This is a genomic window from Paenibacillus aurantius (genome assembly GCF_032268605.1).
Lineage (GTDB): Bacteria > Bacillota > Bacilli > Paenibacillales > NBRC-103111 > Paenibacillus_AO > Paenibacillus_AO aurantius.
Genome location: NZ_CP130318.1, coordinates 5,820,282 through 5,842,002, shown reverse-complemented (window position 1 = coordinate 5,842,002; position 21,721 = coordinate 5,820,282). Strand labels below are relative to the sequence as shown.

At 59.4% G+C, this 21,721-nt stretch carries 21 protein-coding genes and 1 pseudogene; 17 read left to right on the top strand and 5 right to left on the bottom strand.

The window, feature by feature from the left end; all coding sequences use genetic code 11:
• Nucleotides 1-128: 128 nt before the first annotated feature.
• On the top strand, nt 129-875 hold the full coding sequence (locus tag MJA45_RS26425) for a MerR family transcriptional regulator (protein ID WP_315604869.1): 747 nt from the start codon (nt 129-131) through the stop codon (nt 873-875).
• An 87-nt stretch (nt 876-962) separates the two neighbouring features.
• Here MJA45_RS26425 and MJA45_RS26420 read toward each other — a convergent pair whose 3' ends face one another.
• A complete protein-coding gene (locus MJA45_RS26420) occupies nt 963-1,310 on the bottom strand; it encodes an ArsR/SmtB family transcription factor (RefSeq protein WP_315604868.1) in 348 nt (115 codons plus the stop codon).
• Between the two features lie 55 nt (nt 1,311-1,365).
• Complete coding sequence (locus MJA45_RS26415) at nt 1,366-1,974, bottom strand: TetR/AcrR family transcriptional regulator (RefSeq protein WP_315604867.1); 609 nt, start codon at nt 1,972-1,974, stop codon at nt 1,366-1,368.
• A 180-nt stretch (nt 1,975-2,154) separates the two neighbouring features.
• Here MJA45_RS26415 and MJA45_RS26410 point away from each other — a divergent pair, with 180 nt between their 5' ends.
• The 10 genes and pseudogenes from MJA45_RS26410 to MJA45_RS26365 all read left to right on the top strand — a co-directional run bounded on the left by MJA45_RS26410 (nt 2,155) and on the right by MJA45_RS26365 (nt 10,760).
• On the top strand, nt 2,155-3,618 hold the full coding sequence (locus MJA45_RS26410) for an MDR family MFS transporter (RefSeq protein WP_315604866.1): 1,464 nt from the start codon (nt 2,155-2,157) through the stop codon (nt 3,616-3,618).
• Nucleotides 3,619-3,647: 29 nt separating this feature from the next.
• Nucleotides 3,648-4,073, top strand: a complete 426-nt coding sequence (locus MJA45_RS26405; protein ID WP_315604865.1) for a DUF6157 family protein — start codon at nt 3,648-3,650, stop codon at nt 4,071-4,073.
• A 157-nt stretch (nt 4,074-4,230) separates the two neighbouring features.
• Entirely contained in the window at nt 4,231-5,094 is an 864-nt protein-coding gene (locus MJA45_RS26400) for a cation diffusion facilitator family transporter (RefSeq protein WP_315604864.1), read from the top strand.
• A gap of 185 nt (nt 5,095-5,279) precedes the next feature.
• Complete coding sequence (locus tag MJA45_RS26395; protein WP_315604863.1) at nt 5,280-5,651, top strand: GntR family transcriptional regulator; 372 nt, start codon at nt 5,280-5,282, stop codon at nt 5,649-5,651.
• The gene (locus MJA45_RS26390; protein WP_315604862.1) at nt 5,648-6,544 is read left to right on the top strand and encodes an ABC transporter ATP-binding protein; all 897 of its coding nucleotides are present in this window, start codon (nt 5,648-5,650) and stop codon (nt 6,542-6,544) included. The genes MJA45_RS26395 and MJA45_RS26390 overlap by 4 nt, the downstream gene beginning before the upstream one ends.
• Nucleotides 6,545-6,549: 5 nt before the next feature.
• Nucleotides 6,550-7,227 carry a hypothetical protein gene (locus tag MJA45_RS26385; RefSeq protein WP_315604861.1) on the top strand — a complete coding sequence of 226 codons (678 nt, stop codon included), beginning with the start codon at nt 6,550-6,552 and terminating at the stop codon, nt 7,225-7,227.
• A gap of 234 nt (nt 7,228-7,461) precedes the next feature.
• A pseudogene (locus MJA45_RS26380) lies at nt 7,462-7,733 on the top strand (epoxide hydrolase N-terminal domain-containing protein); the annotation flags it as partial.
• Nucleotides 7,734-7,760: 27 nt separating this feature from the next.
• Nucleotides 7,761-8,597 carry an alpha/beta fold hydrolase gene (locus MJA45_RS26375; RefSeq protein ID WP_315608110.1) on the top strand — a complete coding sequence of 279 codons (837 nt, stop codon included), beginning with the start codon at nt 7,761-7,763 and terminating at the stop codon, nt 8,595-8,597.
• Nucleotides 8,598-8,641: 44 nt separating this feature from the next.
• Complete coding sequence (locus tag MJA45_RS26370; RefSeq protein ID WP_315604860.1) at nt 8,642-9,802, top strand: winged helix DNA-binding domain-containing protein; 1,161 nt, start codon at nt 8,642-8,644, stop codon at nt 9,800-9,802.
• A 37-nt stretch (nt 9,803-9,839) separates the two neighbouring features.
• On the top strand, nt 9,840-10,760 hold the full coding sequence (locus MJA45_RS26365; protein ID WP_315604859.1) for a helix-turn-helix transcriptional regulator: 921 nt from the start codon (nt 9,840-9,842) through the stop codon (nt 10,758-10,760).
• Between the two features lie 160 nt (nt 10,761-10,920).
• Here the strand turns inward: MJA45_RS26365 and MJA45_RS26360 are convergent, their stop codons facing one another.
• On the bottom strand, nt 10,921-11,523 hold the full coding sequence (locus MJA45_RS26360; RefSeq protein ID WP_315604858.1) for a TetR/AcrR family transcriptional regulator: 603 nt from the start codon (nt 11,521-11,523) through the stop codon (nt 10,921-10,923).
• Between the two features lie 93 nt (nt 11,524-11,616).
• Here MJA45_RS26360 and MJA45_RS26355 point away from each other — a divergent pair, with 93 nt between their 5' ends.
• From MJA45_RS26355 to MJA45_RS26335, 5 genes are all read left to right on the top strand, one after another.
• Nucleotides 11,617-12,165 (top strand): hypothetical protein, encoded by a 549-nt coding sequence (locus MJA45_RS26355; RefSeq protein WP_315604857.1) that lies wholly within the window; start codon nt 11,617-11,619, stop codon nt 12,163-12,165.
• A 246-nt stretch (nt 12,166-12,411) separates the two neighbouring features.
• Entirely contained in the window at nt 12,412-14,793 is a 2,382-nt protein-coding gene (locus tag MJA45_RS26350) for a helix-turn-helix domain-containing protein (protein WP_315604856.1), read from the top strand.
• Nucleotides 14,794-15,054: 261 nt separating this feature from the next.
• Nucleotides 15,055-16,695, top strand: coding sequence for an extracellular solute-binding protein (locus MJA45_RS26345; protein ID WP_315604855.1), 1,641 nt, complete (start codon nt 15,055-15,057; stop codon nt 16,693-16,695).
• Between the two features lie 203 nt (nt 16,696-16,898).
• Complete coding sequence (locus MJA45_RS26340) at nt 16,899-17,753, top strand: ABC transporter permease (protein WP_315608109.1); 855 nt, start codon at nt 16,899-16,901, stop codon at nt 17,751-17,753.
• A gap of 13 nt (nt 17,754-17,766) precedes the next feature.
• A complete protein-coding gene (locus MJA45_RS26335) occupies nt 17,767-18,648 on the top strand; it encodes a carbohydrate ABC transporter permease (RefSeq protein WP_315604854.1) in 882 nt (293 codons plus the stop codon).
• Between the two features lie 180 nt (nt 18,649-18,828).
• Here the strand turns inward: MJA45_RS26335 and MJA45_RS26330 are convergent, their stop codons facing one another.
• Together MJA45_RS26330 and MJA45_RS26325 are read right to left on the bottom strand one after the other, a co-directional pair.
• The gene (locus MJA45_RS26330; protein ID WP_315604853.1) at nt 18,829-19,374 is read right to left on the bottom strand and encodes a glutathione peroxidase; all 546 of its coding nucleotides are present in this window, start codon (nt 19,372-19,374) and stop codon (nt 18,829-18,831) included.
• Nucleotides 19,375-19,612: 238 nt separating this feature from the next.
• Nucleotides 19,613-20,608, bottom strand: coding sequence for an AraC family transcriptional regulator (locus MJA45_RS26325; RefSeq protein ID WP_315604852.1), 996 nt, complete (start codon nt 20,606-20,608; stop codon nt 19,613-19,615).
• A gap of 173 nt (nt 20,609-20,781) precedes the next feature.
• Between MJA45_RS26325 and MJA45_RS26320 the strand changes: the two genes are divergently transcribed.
• Nucleotides 20,782-21,708, top strand: coding sequence for a DUF4253 domain-containing protein (locus MJA45_RS26320; RefSeq protein ID WP_315604851.1), 927 nt, complete (start codon nt 20,782-20,784; stop codon nt 21,706-21,708).
• The last annotated feature ends 13 nt before the right edge of the window (nt 21,709-21,721 follow it).

Below are 21,721 nucleotides of genomic sequence, written 5' to 3'. Positions count from 1 at the left end.
CCGGAAAAAGAAGCAAGAGCTAGTTGACTCTCCCCTTAGAGGAGGGTCTACACTGGGAACAGAATCGGAACCGACGGACTTAAGTAAGAAGCCGGAGCGGTGCCCGTTCAGGAAAGGAGGAGAGGATAATGCCCTACACCGTCAAGGAAGTCTCGGAGCTGTCCGGGGTGACGGTCAAAGCCTTGCACCATTACCATCGAATCGGGCTGCTGCTTCCGTCCGGGACGACGGAGGCGGGCTACCGGTTGTATGGAACCCCCGAGCTGGAGCGCCTGCAGCAGATTCTGTTCTACCGCGAGCTGGATTTTCCGCTCCCGGAGATCGGCCGGCTGCTGGAGGGCCAGCCGGAACGGGAAGGGATTCTGACCCGGCAGAGGAAGCTGCTGCTGGAACGAAAGAGCCGGCTGGAGCGGCTGATCGGCACGCTGGAGGCCACTCTCGCGTCCGCCAAGAAAGGAGAGTCTATGGAGAACCGTAACTTATTTGCAGGCTTTGAGAAGAAGGAGCAGTGGGAGGAAGCGCTTCAAGACCAGGTTTCCCACTTGAAGGAGACGTACGGCTACGACATGCTGGAGGAGAACCCGATCGACGTGGAGGAGATGAACGCCCAGGCGGCGGAAGCCGTCCGCTACATGAACGCCATGGCTGAGCTACTGCGGGAAGGCAGCCGCCACGACAGCGGGGAGGCCCGGGAGCTGATCCGCGGGCATCTAGCTTTTTTGGCCGATCACGGGCATGCCCTCACCCCGGCCGATTATGCGGCCCAGTGCCGGTTCTTCCTCGGAGACGATTTTCACCGGAGCATGCTCGAGGCCCAGCAGACCGGGCTTGCTTATTACCTCAGCGCGGCAGCCGAAGCTTATGCGGCCGCTTAACCGGATGGTTAGGGGCATCACCCCACGACGAGAAACCGCCTGCTTCGCAGGCGGTTTTTTGCATTCGCGAATATAAAGTGGGGCCAACTAAGCCTTGTCATCCGGCTTCTCCTGGCCGTTCGCCTGAAGCTCGCGGAGGTAATCGTCCAGCTGGTCGAAGCGGTCCTCCCAAAGGCGGCGGTAGGACTCCAGCCACGAATTCAGCTCGCTGAAGGGCTGCGGCTGCAGCCGGTAAATCCGGCGGTTGGCGCTTGGCTGCACGCCTACCAGGCCGGAGTCGCTCAGCACCCGCAGGTGCTTGGAGACTTGCGGCTGCTGCAGGCCCAGCTTATCGGTAATTTCCCCAACCGTGAGGGGGCCGTCTCGAAGGAGCTCCACAATGTGCAGTCGGTTGGGCTCGGCTAGCGCACTCAAGGTTGTCATTTTCACGCCCATGCTCTTCGTCTCCTTTCTGACGTGTCCAGGTTGGACTTGCGGGCAAACGCAGGAATTAAGTCGTGACGTGGGTCGGTCCCAGCATATGCAGGCGTTTCAATTGGGTCGCCATGTACTTGGGGGTATAAGGCATATCCGTTTCCAGCCACTGCATGATAATGCCGAGGTGGGCGGAGGTGGTGTAGCGGATAATCATCTCCCGCGGCACCTTCAGCCGGCTGTCGTTCGGAACGGCCAAGGTCGAGCGTTGGTAGAGCGCTTCGCGGATAACCTCCTCAAGCCGTCCGGCAAAACCGGGCAGGCCATTCGGGCCGAGCATAACCTTGTAGAAGCGGGACTGCTCCGCCATCACCTCGAACTGCCGGATAAAGGAAGGGGGAGGGGCGTCGGCATCCAGATTGAGATCGGCCCCGCCGAAGGACGGAGGAAGCTGCACCGCTTCACGGAATTCCTGCAGCCTCTCGTCCACGAGCTTCTCCAGGAGATCGTATTTGTCCTGGTAATGAAGGTAGAAGGTGGCCCGGTTGATCTGGGCCCGCCCGGTAATGTCACGGACAGAGGTTTGATCAAAGCCCTTCTCGTCGATCAGCGAGAGGAGGGCGTCTTTGATAACGGATAGGGTACGCTTCATTCTCGGGTCAATCGGTTTAATCGTTGGGGACATAAGGAGCTCCTTTGTCTAATAAATAAGCTTTGTTCGGCGCCGGGAGCATCAATTGTCGAGTATGCGACACTTCGAAGGAAAGTGACGGTTGCCGCTCTCCTCTCTTTCTTCTATTGTATACAACACGGCATTGCTTTTGCAACAGGATGTCGATTAAAAGGAGAAGGAGCGAAGGGAATGATGAAGGGGGAGTCAAAGCTCCGTCTGACGGGAGCCGGCCTGCTGACCGGGATGATGCTGGCCACACTGGACCAGACGATTGTGACCACCGCTATGCCGACCATTGTTCAAGAATGGGGAGGAGGGGACCGGTACAGCTGGGTGTTCGCCGTTTATATGCTGGCTTCCACCTCTTCCATTCCATTGTACGGGAAGCTTGCCGACCTGTTCGGGAGAAAAAGGATGTATCTCCTCGGGATGCTGCTCTTCCTAATCGGGTCCTGCCTGTGCGCCGCGGCGGATTCGATGACGGGCCTCATCGTCTTCCGGGCGGTTCAGGGACTGGGAGCCGGGGCGATTATGCCCGTTACGATCACCATTGCGGCGGATATTTATTCCCCGGAGGGCCGGGGGAGGTTCATGGGGTTGTTCGGGACACTTTTTGCCGTGTCCAGCCTGGCAGGCCCGACGGTAGGCGGCTTGATCGCCGATTACGGGCATTGGAGCTGGATTTTCCTGATTAACCTGCCGTTTGGCGCAGCCGCTATGGCCATGGTGGCGGCGGGGCTGAAGGAAAATGTACGCAGCGGGCACAAACCTTCCATCGACTGGTCCGGCGCCTTGACGGGGACAGCCGGGATCGTCTCCCTGCTGCTTGGGCTGGTCCGGAGCGGGGGCTCGGCGCCTTGGGGGTCTCCCGAGGTTATCGGGCTTCTGGCAGCGGGCATTCTCCTGCTGGGTCTCTTCGTCTGGAGCGAAAGCCGAGCGAAGGAGCCGATCCTTCCCCTCTCCCTGTTCCGAAACCGGGTCATTGCCTTCGGAAGCCTCACCGGCTTCTGGATGAGTGCCGCCATGTTCGGCGCCATCGCTTACCTTCCGCTGTTCGTTCAGGAGGTCATCGGGGTAAGCCCTTCGATGACCGGCTACATCCTCGTTCCCCTGATGCTGGCCTCGGTGGTCACCTCCACCCGGAGCGGGAGCCTAATGAGCCGGTTCTCTTACCGCACCATTCTGGTTGGCAGCCTCCTCGTGATGATGACCGGCCTGGTTCTGCTCGGAACCATGGGGACCGGAACGGCGAAGGCGCAGGTGATCGCCTTCATGATCGTCACCGGCCTCGGCATGGGCGCCGTCTACCCGGTACTCGGCACCTCGGCCGCCGGCGCGGTCGGCTGGGAGCAGCGGGGAGCGGCTTCCTCTTCCTCGCAGTTCTTCCGCTCCATCGGGGGCACGGTCGGGGTCAGCGTGCTCGGGAGCCTGCTGCCCGCCGGCATGGGAGGGGCCGAGGGGGCGGCCGGCGTGGACAAGGCCGTCTTGAGCGAGGCGTTGACCGGGATCTTCCAGCTGGGAGCGGTTTTCGCGGCGGCGGCCATGGCCGCTGCCCTGCTGATCGGCGGAGCACGGCTGGTCCCTTCCGGCGGCCGTACGGCGGTGGAGAAAGCGGAAGGGGGCCGACATAGTGAACCCGGCGGAACAGGGGTATAATGGAAAAATAAGCCGAAAGGAGAAGAGTCATGGAATGGAACTACTATAATACCTTCATTACCGTCTCGGCGGACTGTCCGGCGGAAGCGGGCACCGTTCCGGCCGGGAAGAAGGCGGGCCGGACCAAGCCGGAGATCGAATTCGAGCTGCTTTCCGCCGAGCCGTACCGGTACACGCAGGAGGAACTGCTGTATGAGGTTCATGTCCGGCACAAGGAGATTCCGGAAGAGGAGCAGGCCGCCCACGGGACCCGGCTCCGCGACGAGTTCTACCAGAAGCCTCAGCCCTGCCTCCGGGCCTCCATGCTTCCGAAGAAGTACGGGTGGGGGCTTCATTTCGATGGGGAGGGGCGGATTTCCCTGTATCCGGTGGAGTCGCCCGACTACCGGCAATTTGTCGAAGGGAAGAGGGGGACGGTACGGCTGCTTGCCGCTATGCGCAACAGCAGGAAATAGCGGGAAGGCTTGCCCCGGGCCAACTTAGTTAGCCCCCTCAAACGGTCTGGCGCCCAAGGAAAAAAGCTACGGACAGGCAAAACTGTTTCTCTAGACCCACCCGGACGCGGCTTTGTATAATGACACGGTACCGCCAAACCGAAGGGGGATCATCTTTATGGAGAAGCAGGAAGCCGGGCGCCTGGCCGAAACCGGTGCCTGGATCGGCACAGCGGCTTATCTCATTCTTTCCATATTTAAATTGACGGTAGGCTACGGGGGCCGGTCCGAGGCCCTTACGGCGGACGGTCTTAACAATACGACGGATATTATAGCCATGCTGGCGGTGATCATCGGTCTGAGAATCGCCCGGAAGCCGGCTGACCGCGACCACCGGTACGGGCATTCCCGGGCGGAGACGATCGCCTCGCTGGTCGCTTCCTTCATCATGGCCGCCGTGGGGATCGAGGTGCTGATTGGTGCCGTTTCGAAGCTGGCGGGCGGGGAAGTGGAGACGCCGGGCTGGACCGCGGCCTGGGTGGCGCTGCTCTGCGCGGGCGTCATGCTGGCCGTTTACCGCTTCAACCTCCTCCTGGCCCGCCGCACGAACAGCCATGCTTTGAAGGCGGCCGCCAAGGACAACCTGTCGGATGCCTGGGTCAGCCTGGGGACGGTGGCGGGGATTGCGGGTGCGGCTCTCGGCCTGCCTTGGCTCGACGGGGTTACCGCCGTTCTGGTCGGTCTGCTCATTTGCTGGACGGCGTGGACCATCTTCAAGGAGGCCTCTCACATGCTGAGCGACGGCTTCGACGAGACGGAACTCGAGAAGCTGAAGTCGACCGTGCTCGGGACGGACGGCGTGGAGAGGGTCAAGGACATCAAGGGGCGGATTCACGGCAACGAGGTGCTGGTCGATTTGGTGATCGAGGTGGACAAGGAAATGAGCGTGTGGGACAGCCACCTCATCACGGAGAAGGTCGAGCAGGTGCTGCAGGAGGAGCATAAGGTCAAGCAGGCTCATGTGCACATCGAGCCGCATTAAAGGCGGGGATACCTAACGCAGGTTTAGGGGCAGCGGGGGAAGATAAAGCACAGGACAGGACCGTTCCGGGGTGGAGCGGTTTTTCTTTTGCCCATTAAGAAAAATCGGGGTTGAGCCGTTGACAAAAAGGTGAATTGGTCATATAGTTAATTACATGAGTAACTAACCAGTTAGGTGGTGGGAAAATGGCCTCGTTGATGGAGGAGGGCCGCCCGATTTTTATGCAGATTGCCGAACGGATCGAAGATGACATCATACAGGGCGGACTGCCCGAGGAGTCGCAGGTTCCTTCCACGAATCAATTCGCCGCTTTTTACCAGATCAACCCGGCTACGGCGGCGAAGGGCGTTAATTTGCTGGTGGACGAAGGCATATTGTACAAGAAGAGAGGGATCGGCATGTTCGTGGCGGAGGGCGCGCGCTCGAAGCTAATCGAGAAGAGGAAGGACCAGTTCTACGAGCAGTATGTGGTCGCGATGATGAAGGAGGCGGAAAAGCTCGGCATTTCGGGCGAGCAGCTCGCCGATATGATTCTGAGAGGAGAGAGAAGCCGATGAACCCGGTCGTGGAAGTACGCCATCTAACCAAAACCTATGGGAAGATAGACGCGGTGAAGGATGTCAGCTTTAAACTCGAAGAGGGCAAGATTTATGGTCTGCTCGGCCGCAACGGAGCGGGCAAAACGACGATCATGCACATGCTCACCGCCCAGCTGTTTGCGACAAGCGGGGAGCTGAAGGTGTTCGGGCAGGCCCCGTACGAGAACGAGGAGGTGCTCCGGCGCCTGTGCTTCATCAAGGAAAGCCAGCGCTATCCGGACATCTTCCGCATTGTCGATGTGCTGGAGAGCGCGGCATCCTTCTTCCCGAACTGGGACCGGGCGTACGCCTATGCGCTGGTGGAGGATTTCCGGTTGCCGCTCGACCGCTGGATGAAGAAGCTCTCACGCGGGATGCTTTCCGCCGTCGGGGTCATCATCGGCCTGGCGAGCCGGGCCCCGCTTACGTTCTTCGACGAGCCGTATCTCGGCCTAGATGCCGTCACCCGCGCTTTGTTCTACGACCGGCTGCGCGAGGATTACACCGAGCATCCGCGGACCATCGTGCTCTCCACTCACCTGATCGACGAGGTCAGTCCGCTGCTTGAGCATGTGCTCGTGATCCGGGACGGCCGGCTGATTGTTGACGAAGACGCGGATAACCTCCGGGGACGGGCGGTTACGGTCATGGGGCCGGCTGCCGGGGTAGAAGCCTTTGCGACCGGCAAGGAAGTAATGGACCGCCAAGCGTTCGGCGGCATGCTCACGATGACGGTGATGGCCCCGGGCGGAGAAGCCGTCCGCCGGCAGGCCAAGGAGCTCGGTCTCGAGCTGTCTCCGGTTTCCCTTCAGCAGCTGATTGTCCGATTGACGGAATCCCCCACTCCAGCGAAGGCGGTGAAAACCCTATGAACCGGATGAACAGTGTGTTGCGGATGCATGCCCGGGACAAATGGTCGTGGATTTACATCCCGTGGCTTATTCTCATGAGCAGCTTTGTGATCAACCTGATCATCAGCTCCCTCGTTCAAGTGGAAGGCGGGATTACAACGGGAGGACTCGCCTCGATTTTCTGCTATATGCTGGTGGCGGGGATTATGACCATTAACAATACGTTTCCCTTCGCCCTCGGCATGAACGTCAGAAGGACGGATTATCTAATAGGCACCGCCGCCATGGCGCTGCTGGTCAGCGCAGGGACCGCTCTCGCGATCTTTCTGCTTGCTTATGTCGAAGGAAGGCTGATCCCCGGCTGGGGCGTTTCGCTGCACTTCTTCAGCCTGCCGTTTCTCGAAAGCCTGAGCCCCTTTACCCGTCTCGCCATTTTCTTCGTGCTGGTTCTCTATATGTTCTTCCAGGGCTTTGCCATTGCGAGCGTGCACCGGCGGTTCGGACGCAGCGGCATGATGGTTCTGTTCGGCGGGCTGCTGGCAGCCGGTACTCTCTTCTCGTACCTGGCTTCGGCTAACGGCTGGTGGGTGTCCATCGGAGGGTGGCTCGTTGACCATCACAGGGAATTGTTCTGGTGGACATTGCCGGTGACGATGCTGTATATGCTTGTCTCTTACGGGCTGCTTCGGCGGTCTACGGTGTAGAGCCTGGATCGGAACGGAGCTCGTCTCTAACAAGCGGTCTTTCTATAGACGGCTTGTTTTCTTTCTTGCAGGGGATGGGCCTGCATGGTACAAAAGGAAGACAAGCGGCCTCGAAGCGGCAAAAAAAAGAGAAAGCTCCTCTCCAACCCTGACATAAGGCTGTCAGGGTTCCCGGGTTAAGATGTAGAAGTAAAGCTTAACCAACTAACCAACTATTTTGAGGAGGCCTTTCCCATGACAACCGTTCCTTCCAATCGTACCGCAGCTGAAGCTGAAATCCGCCCATTCCGAGTAGACATTCCCCAGTCGGAGCTTGACGATCTCCGCCTGCGCCTGTCCTTGACCCGCTGGCCCGAAGCCCCGAAGGATGCCGGCTGGAAATATGGCGTCTCGCGGGACTATGTTAAAGAATTGGCCGCTTATTGGGAGCGCGGCTGAATGAATTCCCTCAATTCCTCACGACCCTGGACGGGGCGAACGTTCACTTTCTGCATGTCCGTTCCCCCGAGCCCCATGCGCTGCCTCTGCTGTTGATGCACGGATGGCCCAGCTCGGTAGTGGAGTTTCTCGAGATGATCGGGCCGCTCACCAACCCGCGGGCCTACGGCGGGAACCCGGAGGATGCCTTTCATGTGGTCATCCCCTCCGTACCCGGCTTCGGCTTCTCGGGACCGGAGGTCGAAGCCGGCTGGACGATTACCCGGATTGCCCGGGCATGGGATGAGCTGATGAGGCGCCTTGGGTATGAGCAGTACGGGGCTCATGGGAGCGACTGCGGAGCGCTGGTCGCCCGTGAGCTCGGAATCCTTAAGCCGGAGGGACTGCTCGGCATTCATGTGCTGCAGCTGTTCTCCTTTCCGTCCGGGGATCCGGCCGAAATGGCTGGTCTATCGGAAGAAGACCACAAACGGCTGCAATTTCTCGGAGCCTTTCAGGAAAGGGCCGGGTTCAACGCCATTCAGCAATCCCGGCCGCTTACGCTGTCCTACGGTTTGGCGGATTCCCCGGCCGGTCAGCTTGCCTGGATCGCCGATCTGTTCAACGGCTTCGGGGATCATGTCGATTTCATCGGCCGGGATGCCTTTCTGACGAACGTGATGCTGTACTGGCTCACCAATACGGCAGAGTCCTCGTCCCGCTTGTACTATGAGAATGCGCGCAATCCGGAAGCGGGGCAAGGGCCGAATACGGCTCCGACCGGTGTGGCGGTGTTCGGTCACGATTTCAAGACCATCCGGCCGTTTGCGGAGCGGGACAACCTCAACATCGTGCATTGGTCGGAGTTCGAGCGGGGAACCCACTTCGCGGCAATGGACGCTCCCGACCTGCTGGCGCCTGATATTCGCAAGTTTTACCGGCGCTTCCGCTAAAGGGCTGCTCTCCGCAATCCTATCCACTAAAAGGAGGCCTACGCATGAGCCGCGCTAAACCCGTCCGCCCTCAGGCGCATGAGAGTCCGAGCCTTAACCGGAAGGTCATGAGCCGCCGAGCCTTGAACCGCGCGCTGCTTGCCCGGCAGCTGCTGCTGGACCGTTCCCCGCTTTCCGCCCTGGAAGCGGTTGAACACTTGGCCGGGCTGCAGGCGCAGTCTCCGACCGCGCCGTATTATGCGCTTTGGGCAAGACTGCAGAACTTCCGCCACGAGGAGTTGAGCGGGCTTATCCAGGAGAGGAAGGCGGTCCGCCTCGCCCTGATGCGCTCCACCCTTCACCTGGTGTCCGCTGCGGACGCCAGGGAGCTGCGCCCCTGGGTGCAGGCCGCGCTGGACCGCGGCCTGAAGGGAAGCCAGCACAGCCGGTACCTCGAAGGGCTGGAGCGCGAGGAACTGGCCCGGGAGGGACGCCGCCGGGTCGAGGAGGAGCCGCTTTCCTTCCAGGAGCTGGGCAAGCGGCTCCAGGACCGGTGGCCCGGCCGGGATGCGGCCGCCCTCTGCGCGGCGGTGCGTACCTTCGTGCCGCTCGTTCAGCTCCCGCCGCGCGGCCTCTGGGGCCGGAGCGGCCAGGCCGTGCACACGTCCGCCGAATCGTGGCTGGGCAGGCCGCTTGCCGACGTACCGGACCCGGCCAGGTGGATTCTCCGGTACCTGGCGGCCTTCGGCCCAGCCTCCGTTAAGGATGTGCAGGCCTGGTCGGGTCTTGCCCGGCTCGGTCCGGAAATGGAGAAGCTGCGTCCGAGGCTGTCGGTCTTCCTGGATGAGAACGGCGTAGAGCTGTTCGACCTCCCGGACGCCCCTCGGCCGGAAGAGGATACGCCGGTTCCCGTCCGGTTTATGGGAGAGTTCGACAATAGTCTGCTTTCCCACGCCGACCGTTCGCGGATTATCGGGGAAGAGGAACGCAAGCGGGTGATTACCCGTAATGGACTCGTGCACTCCACCTTTCTGGTGGACGGGTTCGTTGCCGGAACGTGGCGGATTGAACGGGCCAAAGGAAAAGCCCTTCTCACCGTGGAGCCCTTCACTCCTCTCTGTTCAGGGCAGCGGGAGGCGATCGAAAGCGAGGGGCGCCGGCTGCTCGGTTGGGCAGCTGAGGAAGAAGCGCCGGAGTTCCTTTTGGCCAATCCCGTAAAGGAATAAACAACAGAACCCAATCCATACGTAAGGAGAAAGCCGCATGAAGCTAGACCGGCTGCTTGCCATCACGATGACTTTATTGAATAAGACCCGTGTGAGCGCTGCCGAGCTGGCCGAGCGCTTCGAAGTGACCCCTCGCACCATCTACCGGGATATGGAGGCGATTAACCTCGCGGGCATTCCGATTGTGTCGTTTGCCGGTTCGGACGGAGGCTATGAGATTATGCCGGGGTACCGCCTCGACAAGCAGCTCTTGTCCATGGACGACTTCTCCTCCATCATCAGCGCCCTTCGCGGAGCCCGGTCCGCGACCGAAAGCACCGAGCTCGACCGCCTGCTGGAGCGGATAGGAGCCCTGGCTTCGGGAGAAGGGGGCTCCGGCAAAGCGGGCAACGTGGATTTGGATTTTACCCCGGTTCCGAACGACAAGGAGAAGATAGGTCCGCTCCGGAAGGCGATGAAGGAGCTGCGTCTCGTGAGGTTCGGCTATTGGGATAACCGGGGAGCGGAAACGGTCCGCACGATGGAGCCGATGGGGCTTTTTCTGAAGGGCTACATCTGGTATCTGTACGGATACTGCCGGAGCCGCTCCGATTATCGGGTCTTCCGGCTGTCTCGGATGACGAACCTGGAGGTCCTGTCCGAAGCCTTCGTCCGCCGCGATTACACCCTGGAGGATGTCGAGAGGCAGTTTATGGCCAAGGCTGACTTCGCCAGGGTGAAGGCGGAGCTTCATTTTCATCCCTCTGTGAGAACCCGGGTCCGGGACGAGTTCGGTTATGATCCGGTGACCAGCCATCCGGACGGCTCCGTGTCGGTGAACGCGAGCTATTCTTCCCTGGACAAAGCGGTCCGGAGCATTCTCAGCTATAGTTCCTTGGTGACGGTGTTGGGACCGCCGGAGGTGCGGGAGGAAGTGCGCCGGCACGTGGCGGAGCTGGCGAAGTTGTATGAAGTGTGAATTTAAAATAATAACCCGAACGCTTCCACCAGGAGGCAATCGGGTTATGCAAGGTTATGGCGGCTTGGGGAGGCGTCCGGCTGGAAGGAACCCGAACCCGGACTGCCGGTGATCGGAGGAGCGCCGTCCCTTCGGCGTCTCTCCCACCTCCGCCGGCAGCCTATTCGGCGGGCCGCTCGAGCAGGCTGTCGAGATGCAGCGTGACCGCAGCCAGCATGTCCTCGGAGGTAACCCGCTCCGGAGCCGCCGCATGGTGAAGGACGAGCCCGTCGACCAGGGCATGAAGCCGCTTCGTCTCCGTCTCGAGGCGGAGACCCGGCTTCGCGAGCCCTACGGCGGCCAGTCCCTCCAGCATCCGGCGGAAGCCGGCGTACAGCTGCTCGTGCACCTCGCGGTACAGCTCTCCGATCGCCGGATCCGAGACGGCCTTGGCCGCGAACGCGAGCCACACCTCGGCTTCCTCCCGGCGCACCTCGTCGAGGGGCAGCAGCTCCGCGATGATCAGGAGAATGTCCGCCCGCGGCTCGCCGGTGTAGGGGAGGCCTTCGATGCGCCGGGTCGCCTGCTCGGAGACGAGCCGCATGGAGAAGGCGAGCAGCTCCGCCTGGCTGCCAAAGTAATGGCGCAGGGAGCCAAGCGACATCCCGGCCTCCTCGGCCACGGTCCGAACGGACAAGCCGTCGAGGCCGGCTCTTCTTATGACGCGCCAGGCCGCCTGGGCCAGGAGCTCTCTTCGTTTGCGGTGATCCACTAGTTTCGGCATGGCTTTATTGTAGCCTATTGTTTTTTAATACGGAAGTGCTATAATAAACCATGGCTTTTAATAATACGATTGTACTAAAAAGGAGGAAGCCCCTTGATTCCCGTTCTCCTGATTGGAAGTGAGATCGCCTTCTGGGTGTTCGTCGCCGCGGGTCTGGCCTGCCGGTACCTGCTCCGCCGCCCGAAGCTCGGGGTAGTGCTTCTCGCCTGCACCCCGGTTATCGACCTGGTTATTCTTCTTACGGCTTACGCCGATCTTCGGAACGGAGGAACCGCCGGCTGGGCACACGGGCTTTCGGCCGTCTATATCGGCGGGTCGCTTGCCTTCGGCAGCCGGATGATCCGCTGGGCCGACCTTCGCTTCGCGCACTGGTTCGCCGGCGGTCCCGCTCCCGTCAAGAAATACGGCGCGGAGCACGCCCGGTACGAAAGATCCGGGTGGCTGCTTCATGCGGCCGCCTGGATCATCGGCTGCGGCCTGCTGTACGGCATGATGCTCCTCGCCGATGAAGGCTCCACCGAATCTCTTCTGAAGGTGATCCGCATCTGGACCCTTGTGCTCGGTCTCGACTTCCTGATCTCTTTCAGCTACAGCCTGTGGCCGCGCCAGCCTAAGCCTAAAGCCGGCACCGGTAGGGTCTAATCCTTGTCGGAAGCCCTCCCCGCCGGAAGCAGTCCGTTTCCTCCTGGCCCTAATCTTGTTTATAGGAAAGCTCCTCCGTAAGGGTTGTTCACCCTGGCTTTACCGATTGACTCCATCCTCCCGCAGTCTCTACAATAAAGACAGGAAAGCGCCCGCGCTTTGCCTGTCTTTCTTTTTTTGCTTGTTCGGGGTAAACGCTTACGTCCGCCATCCGCCGGATGGTTAGGGGAAGAAGGGAGGAGCCGGATGCAGGGGCTTCGGTTTTCGTTCAACAAACGCAGTATCGTGCTGACCTGGTTCCTGTCCTACGCCGTTATTCTGCTTCTTCCCGTGATTATCGGGATCCTCGTCTATTTCGAATCCAGCCGGACGCTGAAGGAAGAGATTGACTCGGCGAACGAATCGCTGCTCAAGCAGGTACGCGAGGTCATGGACAACCAATTCCAGACGATGGAGCGGCTTAACCTCGAGATGACCTGGAACCTGAAGGTGCAGGAAGTGCTTTTTTCCAACAAATATGAGGTGTTCCCGAAGGATTACGAATACGACCTCTACCAGATTTCCCAGGAGCTTAAAGTCTACAAAACGTCTTACTCCTTCATCGACCTGTTCTATCTATACTTGAATGGGGACGACAAGGTCATTCTCCCGGGCACGGTCCGGGGAGGGGCGTTCGCCTATGCAACCCTCCATAAGACCGAAGGGTTTCCCTTTAGCGCTTGGAGCTCCCTGCTTAAGCGGACGAACAACCGGGGCTTCGTGCCCATGTACCGGATCACCGATGACGGCAAGCTGGAAAAAACGGTCGCCTATGTCAGCTCATATCCAATGGAGAAGGACGGGCCCTCGGCCTCCAATGTCATCATGATCGACCAGGCCCGTATTCTCGGGGCGATCCGCAACGTCGAGCTTTTTAACAAGGGCCATGTCTTTATTCTCAACCAAGAAAACCAGGTGCTCGTGTCGAACTCCGATACCGCCGGCGACAGCTGGCCGATCGACGCCTTGGCCGATTCTTCGAAGCTGCTGTATAAGAGTCCCGAAGGGGAAGAATTCGAGGTCATGAAGATCGGCTCGGCACGCTCCGGTCTCCAATATGTCTCGATGGTCCCGCGCAGCCTGTATTGGAGCAAGGCCGAGCATGTCCGCAGGCTGACGTTCATGAGCATGGCGGTCAGCCTGCTCGGGGGCGGTCTCCTCATGACCGTGTTCCTGAGGATGAACTATCATCCGGTGCGCCGGCTCGTTCAGGCCTTTTCCCGGCAGAGCGCATCCCAATCCACGCAGCCGTATAACGAATTCCGCTTTCTGCAGGAGGCGGTGGACCGTACGCTGCTCGAGGTGGATCAGATCCGGATGAGGATGGAGCAGCAGCGTCATGTGCTCCGGTCGAATTTCATCACCCGCCTTCTGCGCGGGAGGCCGGGGAGCGAGATTCCGGTCGCGGAGGCGCTGACAACCTTCGGCATGAAATTCGAATCCGGCGATTTCGGCGTCCTGCTCCTGGTCGTCGAGGAAAGCGCTGCTTTCTTCGAGCGCTTCCCGGACAGCGACGAAGGGAACCGGTGGAAGCTGCTGCATTTTATCGTGATGAACGTCATGGAGGAGTTGGCTAACCAGAACAATGCGGGCTATGCCGCCGAGGTGGACGAAATGCTCGCCTGCCTTGTGAATTTGACCATGGAGGACCGGAGCAAGCAACAGGAGGAGCTGCTCCGCATCGCCCGGGAAGCCCAGGCTTTCCTGGCGGCCCAGTACCACATTCACCTGACCGTCTCGATCAGCGGGATTCACAGCGGGCTGGCGGGCATAGCCCGCGCCTTCGGCGAAGCGGTGGATGCGATGGAATACAAGCTGGTGATGGGGCGCAAGGAGATCCTCTCCTATGGGGAGATCCGCCCCAACCGGACGCGCGAGACGGAGAACGGCTACTATTATCCCCTGCAGGTCGAGCGGCAGCTGATGGGCCATGTGAAGCTTGGGGAAACGGAGAAGGCGGAGGCCTTGCTCCATGACATCATTGAGCGCAACGTAAAGCGGCCGGGAGTCTCCGTTCTCCTTGCCCGGCTGCTCATGATGGACCTCGTCAGCACGATGCTGAAGACGATCGGCGAGACCGGAGAGCAGGGAGAGAGCTTCCTGCAGCGGGGGCCGAAGCCGCTGGAACCGCTTCTTACGGGCGGGACCGTGGGCGAAATGCACGAGGGGCTGACTCTGCTTCTGCGGGAGGTTTGCGAATTTACCGGAGAAAGACGGAGACAAGCGCTCCAGCAGTCCCGCCAGAAGGGCTTGAGCGAGCTGATTGAGGAAGTGAAGGCGTTTATCGAGGGCCATTACCGTGATCCGAACCTGAACGTGACGATGATCGGCCAGCAGTTCGACCGCAAGCCGACCTACCTGTCCAAGCTGTTCAAGGATGGAACGGGGGAGGGCCTCCTCGATTACATCAACAAGGTCCGGGTGGAGCAGGCGAAGGTGTTGATGAAGACCAAGAGCGTGGGGGAAGCCGCTTCCTGTGTCGGCTTCAACGACACGAACGCCTTCATCCGCGCCTTCAAAAAAACCGAGGGCCTTACCCCGGGGAAATACAAGGAGGCGCTGGAGTCCTACCACCATACGAAGGAATAGACGGGTGACGAGGCTGCATGGAAAGCGGCAAGAGGCCAGAGCGGCAGCAGAACCGAAAGGGCCGGAGAACCGCGGTGAGGCCGCGGTTTTTTTGGCGGTATTGCCGATGGAATTGGATATTTTGAAGAGGGGACCGGGAGATTTTTAAGACGGAATTGGCGAAATCGGCGATGGAATTTACGTAAGCGCTATCATAAAGTGGAGGCATGGGGGAGATCCCCGGACAACCGGTCCATCCCGGAACTACAGGAGGTCATAGAGATGAAGTCCAACCGACGCAAGCTCTTATCCATGCTTGTCCTCACTACCCTGACAGGTAGTCTGGCGGCCGCCTGCTCTTCTACCAAAAGCGCAGATCCTGCTCCTTCAACGGGTCCCGACAACAGCTCCGCACCGGCGGGCGCCACCAGCTATCCCTTGAAATCGGCCAAAACCCTCACCTACTGGAGCGAGCTCGCCGGCAACCTGACCGGGGTGAAATCGGCCCATGCCGACGTTCCATTCTTCCAAGACTGGCAGAAGAAGACCGGCGTTCCCCTGAAATTCTCGGCACCGCCGACGAACCAGGCGAAGGAAGCGCTGAACGTGCTGCTGGCGTCGGGCGAGCTTCCCGATATGATCGAATACGACTGGCTGGGGGCGTTCCCCGGAGGGCCGGAGAAGGCCATCAAGGACGGCTACATTCTCAAGCTGAACGATGTAATCGACAAGTACGCCCCCAACCTGAAAAAATATTTGAAGGAGCATCCCGAGATCGACAAGCAGGTCAAGACGGACAACGGCAGCTACTATGCGTTTCCTTTTATCCGCGGCGACGATTACCTGAGGGTGTACCAGGGGCCGATTCTCCGCAAGGACTGGCTGGATGAGCTCGGTCTTCCGATTCCGCAGACGATCGACGACTGGTACACCACCCTGAAGGCTTTCAAGGAGAAAAAAGGTGCGGCGGCCGCCTTCTCCGTCATCAGCGCGCCGCGCCCGTTCAATGAGCTGGGCAACGGGGCCTTTGCCGGGGCGTTCGGCGTCACCCGCGATTTCTATCTGGACAACGGCGCGATCAAGTTCGGGCCGGCGGAGAAGGGGTACAAGGAGTTCCTCGCGACCTTCCGCAAATGGTACGAGGAAGGCTTGATCGACAAGAACTTCGCCACGGTGGACCAGAAGGCTCTCGACGCCAACATATCGTCCGGCGCGACCGGCGCGACGGTTAACAATGCGGGCGGGGGCATCGGCAAATGGATGCCGATTCTCACAGCCAAGGACCCTAAAGCACTGCTCGTGGGAGCCCCTTATCCGGTGGTGAAGAAGGGGGATACCCCGTTCTACGGACAGAAGGACGCCGCCTACTCGCCGGGCGGCCAGGTGGCGATCACGGCCACCTCGAAGAACGCCGAGCTCGCCGCGAGAATGCTCGATTACGGCTATACCGAGGAAGGCCACATGTTCTTCAACTTCGGAACCGAAGGAACCTCCTACAAGATGGAGAACGGCTATCCGAAATATACCGATCTGCTTCTGAAGAATCCGGATAAGCTGGCTCCGGCCCAGGCGATGTCCCTCTATATCCGAGGCAACTACAATGGTCCGTTCGTGCAGGATAAACGGTACATTGAGCAGTATCTGGGCCTGCCTTCCCAACGGGAAGCGATCACCCAGTGGCAGAAGACCGACGTCGACAAGCATAAGCTGCCGGCCATCACCGCCACGCCGGAAGAGAGCACGGAGCTCGGCAAGATCATGACCGACCTGAACACACTGGTCGATGAAATGACGCTCAAGATCATCCTTGGCACCGAGCCGGTCGACGCCTTCGACAAATATGTAGAGAAATTCAAATCCGTTAAGCTGGACCGCGCCATTCAGATCAAGCAGGCCGCTCTGGACCGCTACAACAAACGTTAACAGCCGGAAGGCAGGGGCGGCTTCCGCCCCTTTGCCCCACGGCTGCCGGATAACGGAACGGGATGGGAGGGAGCAGCATGCAGAAGGAACTGAATTGGAATCCGCCGGGCAAGGAAGCCCTCGGCCGGGCCGCCAAGCCGCGCAGCCTGTCCTTCGGCGCCCGGTTCACGCGCGATTTTAAGCTTAACAAGTATTTGTATCTTATGATGATTCCCGTCATCGCCTACTATGTCATCTTCCACTATGCCCCCATGTACGGGGCGGTGATCGCCTTCAAGGAATACACCCCGATCAAGGGGATTATTGGAAGCGAGTGGGTGGGGCTGCGGCATTTTCAGGACTTCTTCGGCAGCTATTATTTCTGGAGGATTCTGAAGAATACGGTCATCATCTCGCTGTACGCACTCTGCTTCGAGTTTCCGATGCCCATCATCCTCGCCATCCTCATCAACGAGCTGAGGAACCGGAAGTTTCAGCGGTTCGTGCAGACGGTGACGTATATGCCGTACTTCATCTCCCTGATCGTCATCTGCGGGATGATCAAGGATTTTACGAACAGCGGCGGGATCATCAATACCTTGTTCACCTACCTCGGGTTCGACGACAAGGCCATGCTGCAGAAGCCGGAAATGTTCCGTTCCATCTACATCCTCTCCGAAATCTGGCAGAAGATCGGCTGGGAATCCATCATCTACATCGCGGCCCTTATGAGCATCGACCAGGAGCAGTACGAAGCCGCCCGCATCGACGGGGCCAGCCGCTGGAAGCAGATCTGGAACATTACCCTTCCGGGCATTCTGCCGACGATCGTCATCATGTTCATCCTCCGCATGGGGAACATGCTGAACGTCGGCTTCGAGAAGATCATTCTGCTCTATAACCCGAGCACCTACGACACGGCGGACGTCATTTCTTCGTTCGTGTACCGCAAAGGGCTTCTGGAGTTCGGCTGGAGCTACAGTTCGGCGGTGGGGCTGTTCAACTCGGTAATCAACCTGACCCTGCTCATTCTGGCCAACAAGATAAGCCGCCGGGTAAGCGAGAACAGCCTATGGTAAAGGGGGAACCGACATGACCACCCGCTACGGAGCCGGAGACTGGATATTCACCATTTTGGTGCACACCGTCCTGATCCTTCTCGTCATTGTCACGTTATATCCGCTTCTGTACGTCATCTTCGCTTCCTTAAGCGACGCCGGACAGCTGATCAGCCACAAGGGGCTTCTTATGAAGCCGCTAGGGTTCTCGCTGGACGCCTACAAGAGCGTGTTCGACAACCCGGCGATTCTGAAGGGCTACCGCAATACCTTGTTCATCCTCGTCTGCGGGGTGACTTTGAATCTGCTGGTGACGTCCCTCGGGGCTTACGTGCTTTCCCGCAAAAACGTCCTATGGAACAAAGTGTTCATCTTCGTCATCGTGCTCACCATGTTCTTCAGCGGAGGGCTGATCCCGCTCTACCTGGTGGTGAAGGGAGTGGGTCTGATCGATTCCTTATGGGCGACGATCATTCCGTTCACCGTGAACACCTTTAACCTGATCATCATGCGCACGGCATTCCAGGCGGTGCCGGAAAGTCTCGAGGAATCCGCCAAAATGGACGGAGCGAACCATTTCACCATTCTGTTCAAAATCATCATTCCGCTGTCCATGCCGGTGATCGCCGTTATGATTCTGTATTACTCGGTCGAGAAGTGGAACGGCTGGTTCTACGCCTCCATCTTCCTCAAGGACCGCGAGCTGTTTCCGCTGCAGCTGATCCTGCGGGAGATTCTGATCGCGAACAATACGGACACCATGTCGTCCGGAGCCGCGGCCGCCGAGCAGTTTCAGATCGGCGAGACGATCAAGTATGCGACGATCATGGTCGCCTCGGTGCCGATCCTCGTGCTGTATCCCTTTGTTCAGAAGTATTTCGTAAAAGGGGTTATGATCGGAGCGGTGAAGGGGTAATGGACGGGGTGGCGGTTGGCCGTGGTTGGACCACCGTCGGTTGATGTCGGACACCGGCCAGGTGACGTGGACAAACCGCTCTGGAAGAGGCGTGCAGCGCGAAACAAGGACTGGACATAGCAAAACCGCGCAAGGCTTGAGCCTTGCGCGGTTTTTTGTATTCGTATGGATCGGTCGCTGCTACAGAACGTTTTCGATCGCGGGCTCGAGCTCGGCCGGGGTGACCGGCGATTCGAAGCGCTTCACGACGTTTCCTTTGCGGTCGACCAGAAACTTCGTGAAGTTCCATTTGATGTCGTTGGTCTTCAACGCTTCGGGCATCCGCTGCTCGAACATGCCCTGCATTTTGCCGCCTCCGGGGGTGCTGACGTCGAAGCCTTCAAAAGGAGCCTCCTCCGTCAAGTAGGCGAACAGCGGATGCTTGTTCTCGCCCAGCACCTCGATCTTCTCGAACATGGGGAAGGTGACGCCGTAATTCACCTGGCAGAAGTCCTCGATCTCTTCGCGGCCGCCCGGCTCCTGTCCGCCGAACTGGTTGCAGGGAAAGCCGAGAATTTCAAGCCCTTGGTCCTTGTATTTCTCGTACAGCTCCTGAAGGCCGCTGTATTGAGGGGTAAAGCCGCACTTGCTCGCCGTGTTCACGATAAGCAGCGCCTTGCCCCGGTAAGCATCAAGCGATACCTCGTCGCCTTTTAGCGACACGGCTTTGTAATCGTACACTCCCATAGGTTATTCCTCCTCGTTGGCAGGGGCGCCCGACGCATCGGCAGCCCCGCGAATAGGTGGAAGCAGCGCCGCAAGCTGCCGGCAAAGCTCCGCTGACTCTTCTGCGTCTATGCCCGAATTTTAACGAATGCGGCTGCAATGGTCAAACGAGAACCGGTGCTCATGCCAAAAACCACGACCTTTCCAAGTCGATCGCGGTTTCAACGGCTGGAGCAGGAACGGGAGGACTTACGGAAATCTATCCCTGTGGCCCTTTTGCGGCCGGAACCCGGGCTTCCCGAACGGGGATGTAGATGTCCATCTGAAGCCGCTCGTGCTTGTCTTGATGGCAGCGTTCGTCATAGAGCTCGAACTCGACGCCCCCGGCGTGCTCGTAGCCCGAGTGGGGGAACCATTCGGAGAAGATGGCTCCCCACGTGCTCTGGATGGACGAGGGAAACTGGTCGTGAGCGACCGGCGGGGTGGTGAAGACGGCGTATTGGGCCGCGGGGAACTCTCGCCCGACCAAGCCCTCGGGAATGTCCTGAAGATGCTCCGCCTCCATTCCGATCAGGTAGGAGAACTGTCCCGTTTCGAGGTCGAAATCCGTACAGACGCCGAGCTCCACGGGGGAATCCTTGTGCACCCGGTTGGGGATGCGGCAGCCGTCGCCGTTCTGCAGATAGGACTGCCAGAAGGCCGGGATCTCCCGGTGGTTGCGGCCGTCCTCGGACGTCGTCCGGAGCTCGTAGCCGATCAGCTGGAATGCGGGCTTGGTTATCATCTTGAAATCCATTTGAATGCCTCCTAAATAAGATGGGATGTAAGGCCGGCTTCCCTGCAGGGCTTGCTGATACCGTTTGGTCTGCAAGCCAAGTCCGGATAAGGCTTTCGCGATGTCCGCCTTCGGATACAGCGGGGGCTGGAAGCCTCTCCTCCGGTAGTCGCCGGGGGTAAGGTGAAACAGCTTTTTGAAGGCTCGGATGAAGGTCTCCTGCGAACGGAAGCCGGAGTCCAGGGCGATGTCGATCAGCTTGTCCCGGGTGTAAGCGATCCGGCAGGCGGCGGTGGCGAGCCTTCTTTTGCGGACGTACTCCATGACGGGGTCTCCGGTTAGCGCCTGGAATACCCGGTGAAAGTGAAACTCCGAGAAGCAGGCCCTTCGCGCGAGCTCCCCAAGCGTCAGCTCCTCCGCCAGACGGCTTTCGATATAATCGACCGAGTCCTGGATAATGGCTCCGTATTCCTTGTTCATGTCGGGTGGCTTCCCTGCCTTTCTGGTACCAGTTTACCGGACAGCCCGGCGTTTCTCTTGACGTTTCTTGCGATAGATAAAGGAACCTCCGGTTGAGTTCCCGGCGGGATTAAATTAAACTATTAAGATAGGCTGAACGGCCAACCAAATACTAGCGAGAAAAGGTGATGTCCATGTCGCTGCTTATAGGGGTTCTTATAGGCATCGTACTGATTCAACTGCTAAACCTGTACAAGAAGAAAGCCGACGCCAAAAAGAAAGTGGAAGGGAGTTCTTCCAACGAGCGCAAACCGATCGAGCCTTACCGCTGGACCCCGGACGGGAACGCGGCTGACGCCCCCTCGGATTTTCAGCTGTCCGGCAATGCCGGCGTGCTGAACGAGGAGGAACGGACCGCCGTGGAAGCGGCCGAGGCGGACGAATGGCCGGATAAGGAGGCCAGACCGGCGGAGGAACCCGCTGCGGCTCCGGCGCAGGCCGAATCCCTGCCGGAAGGGGAACGCATCGATTTCAACCGGGCTTCGGAAGTACTGGGATCGGTCGGTGAAATCCGTTCCATGGCCGAGGCCGGAATGATCCTGCAGCGCATCAGCGGGCAGGCTCCGCTGCCCTACTCGACGATTGATTTCGGAAGAAGACGCTATCCGCAGTGCATTTCTATTATTATAGAAGAAACGGACGCCCTTCGTCTTGTCTATATGCTGCAGCCTCTGCTTACGAACGAGCTTCTGGCCTTCGTCGGAACGAACCAGTGGCTCGGGGAAGAGAAGCATGCGGGAGCGGAGCTCGTGGTCGGCCGGGGGGAGACCCAGTTCGATATCGTCCGGCTCGCCCAGACCGATGCCGCCAATTACGACAGCAGCACGGAGGATATCATTACGGGGCTGAAATCCATCGATGCCCGTTACGGCATTTCGATCAAGGCGGCTTCTTCCGATTCGGTAGGCTTTGCTCTGCTGAACCAGCCGAACGATCTCCATACCTTCTGCGAAGAGCTGTACGCCTTCTGTCCCGATCTCGTCGATCAGGGAGTCGGCTCGCTGGAGGCGCTGGAGCAGCACATTGCGAACACCGGCTATATCGAGCTGTGGTGGGATTGATACGATAAACCGG

Coding starts and splice junctions, on each gene's coding strand:
- MJA45_RS26395 (WP_315604863.1), top strand. CDS start 5,280: ATGGCCTCGTTGATGGAGGAGGGCCGCCCGATTTTTATGCAGATTGCC.
- MJA45_RS26350 (WP_315604856.1), top strand. CDS start 12,412: ATGCAGGGGCTTCGGTTTTCGTTCAACAAACGCAGTATCGTGCTGACC.
- MJA45_RS26340 (WP_315608109.1), top strand. CDS start 16,899: ATGATGATTCCCGTCATCGCCTACTATGTCATCTTCCACTATGCCCCC.
- MJA45_RS26410 (WP_315604866.1), top strand. CDS start 2,155: ATGAAGGGGGAGTCAAAGCTCCGTCTGACGGGAGCCGGCCTGCTGACC.
- MJA45_RS26330 (WP_315604853.1), bottom strand. CDS start 19,374: ATGGGAGTGTACGATTACAAAGCCGTGTCGCTAAAAGGCGACGAGGTA.
- MJA45_RS26420 (WP_315604868.1), bottom strand. CDS start 1,310: ATGGGCGTGAAAATGACAACCTTGAGTGCGCTAGCCGAGCCCAACCGA.
- MJA45_RS26385 (WP_315604861.1), top strand. CDS start 6,550: ATGAACAGTGTGTTGCGGATGCATGCCCGGGACAAATGGTCGTGGATT.
- MJA45_RS26360 (WP_315604858.1), bottom strand. CDS start 11,523: ATGCCGAAACTAGTGGATCACCGCAAACGAAGAGAGCTCCTGGCCCAG.
- MJA45_RS26400 (WP_315604864.1), top strand. CDS start 4,231: ATGGAGAAGCAGGAAGCCGGGCGCCTGGCCGAAACCGGTGCCTGGATC.
- MJA45_RS26325 (WP_315604852.1), bottom strand. CDS start 20,608: ATGAACAAGGAATACGGAGCCATTATCCAGGACTCGGTCGATTATATC.
- MJA45_RS26365 (WP_315604859.1), top strand. CDS start 9,840: ATGAAGCTAGACCGGCTGCTTGCCATCACGATGACTTTATTGAATAAG.
- MJA45_RS26425 (WP_315604869.1), top strand. CDS start 129: ATGCCCTACACCGTCAAGGAAGTCTCGGAGCTGTCCGGGGTGACGGTC.
- MJA45_RS26405 (WP_315604865.1), top strand. CDS start 3,648: ATGGAATGGAACTACTATAATACCTTCATTACCGTCTCGGCGGACTGT.
- MJA45_RS26320 (WP_315604851.1), top strand. CDS start 20,782: ATGTCGCTGCTTATAGGGGTTCTTATAGGCATCGTACTGATTCAACTG.
- MJA45_RS26370 (WP_315604860.1), top strand. CDS start 8,642: ATGAGCCGCGCTAAACCCGTCCGCCCTCAGGCGCATGAGAGTCCGAGC.
- MJA45_RS26390 (WP_315604862.1), top strand. CDS start 5,648: ATGAACCCGGTCGTGGAAGTACGCCATCTAACCAAAACCTATGGGAAG.
- MJA45_RS26345 (WP_315604855.1), top strand. CDS start 15,055: ATGAAGTCCAACCGACGCAAGCTCTTATCCATGCTTGTCCTCACTACC.
- MJA45_RS26375 (WP_315608110.1), top strand. CDS start 7,761: ATGCACGGATGGCCCAGCTCGGTAGTGGAGTTTCTCGAGATGATCGGG.
- MJA45_RS26415 (WP_315604867.1), bottom strand. CDS start 1,974: ATGTCCCCAACGATTAAACCGATTGACCCGAGAATGAAGCGTACCCTA.
- MJA45_RS26335 (WP_315604854.1), top strand. CDS start 17,767: ATGACCACCCGCTACGGAGCCGGAGACTGGATATTCACCATTTTGGTG.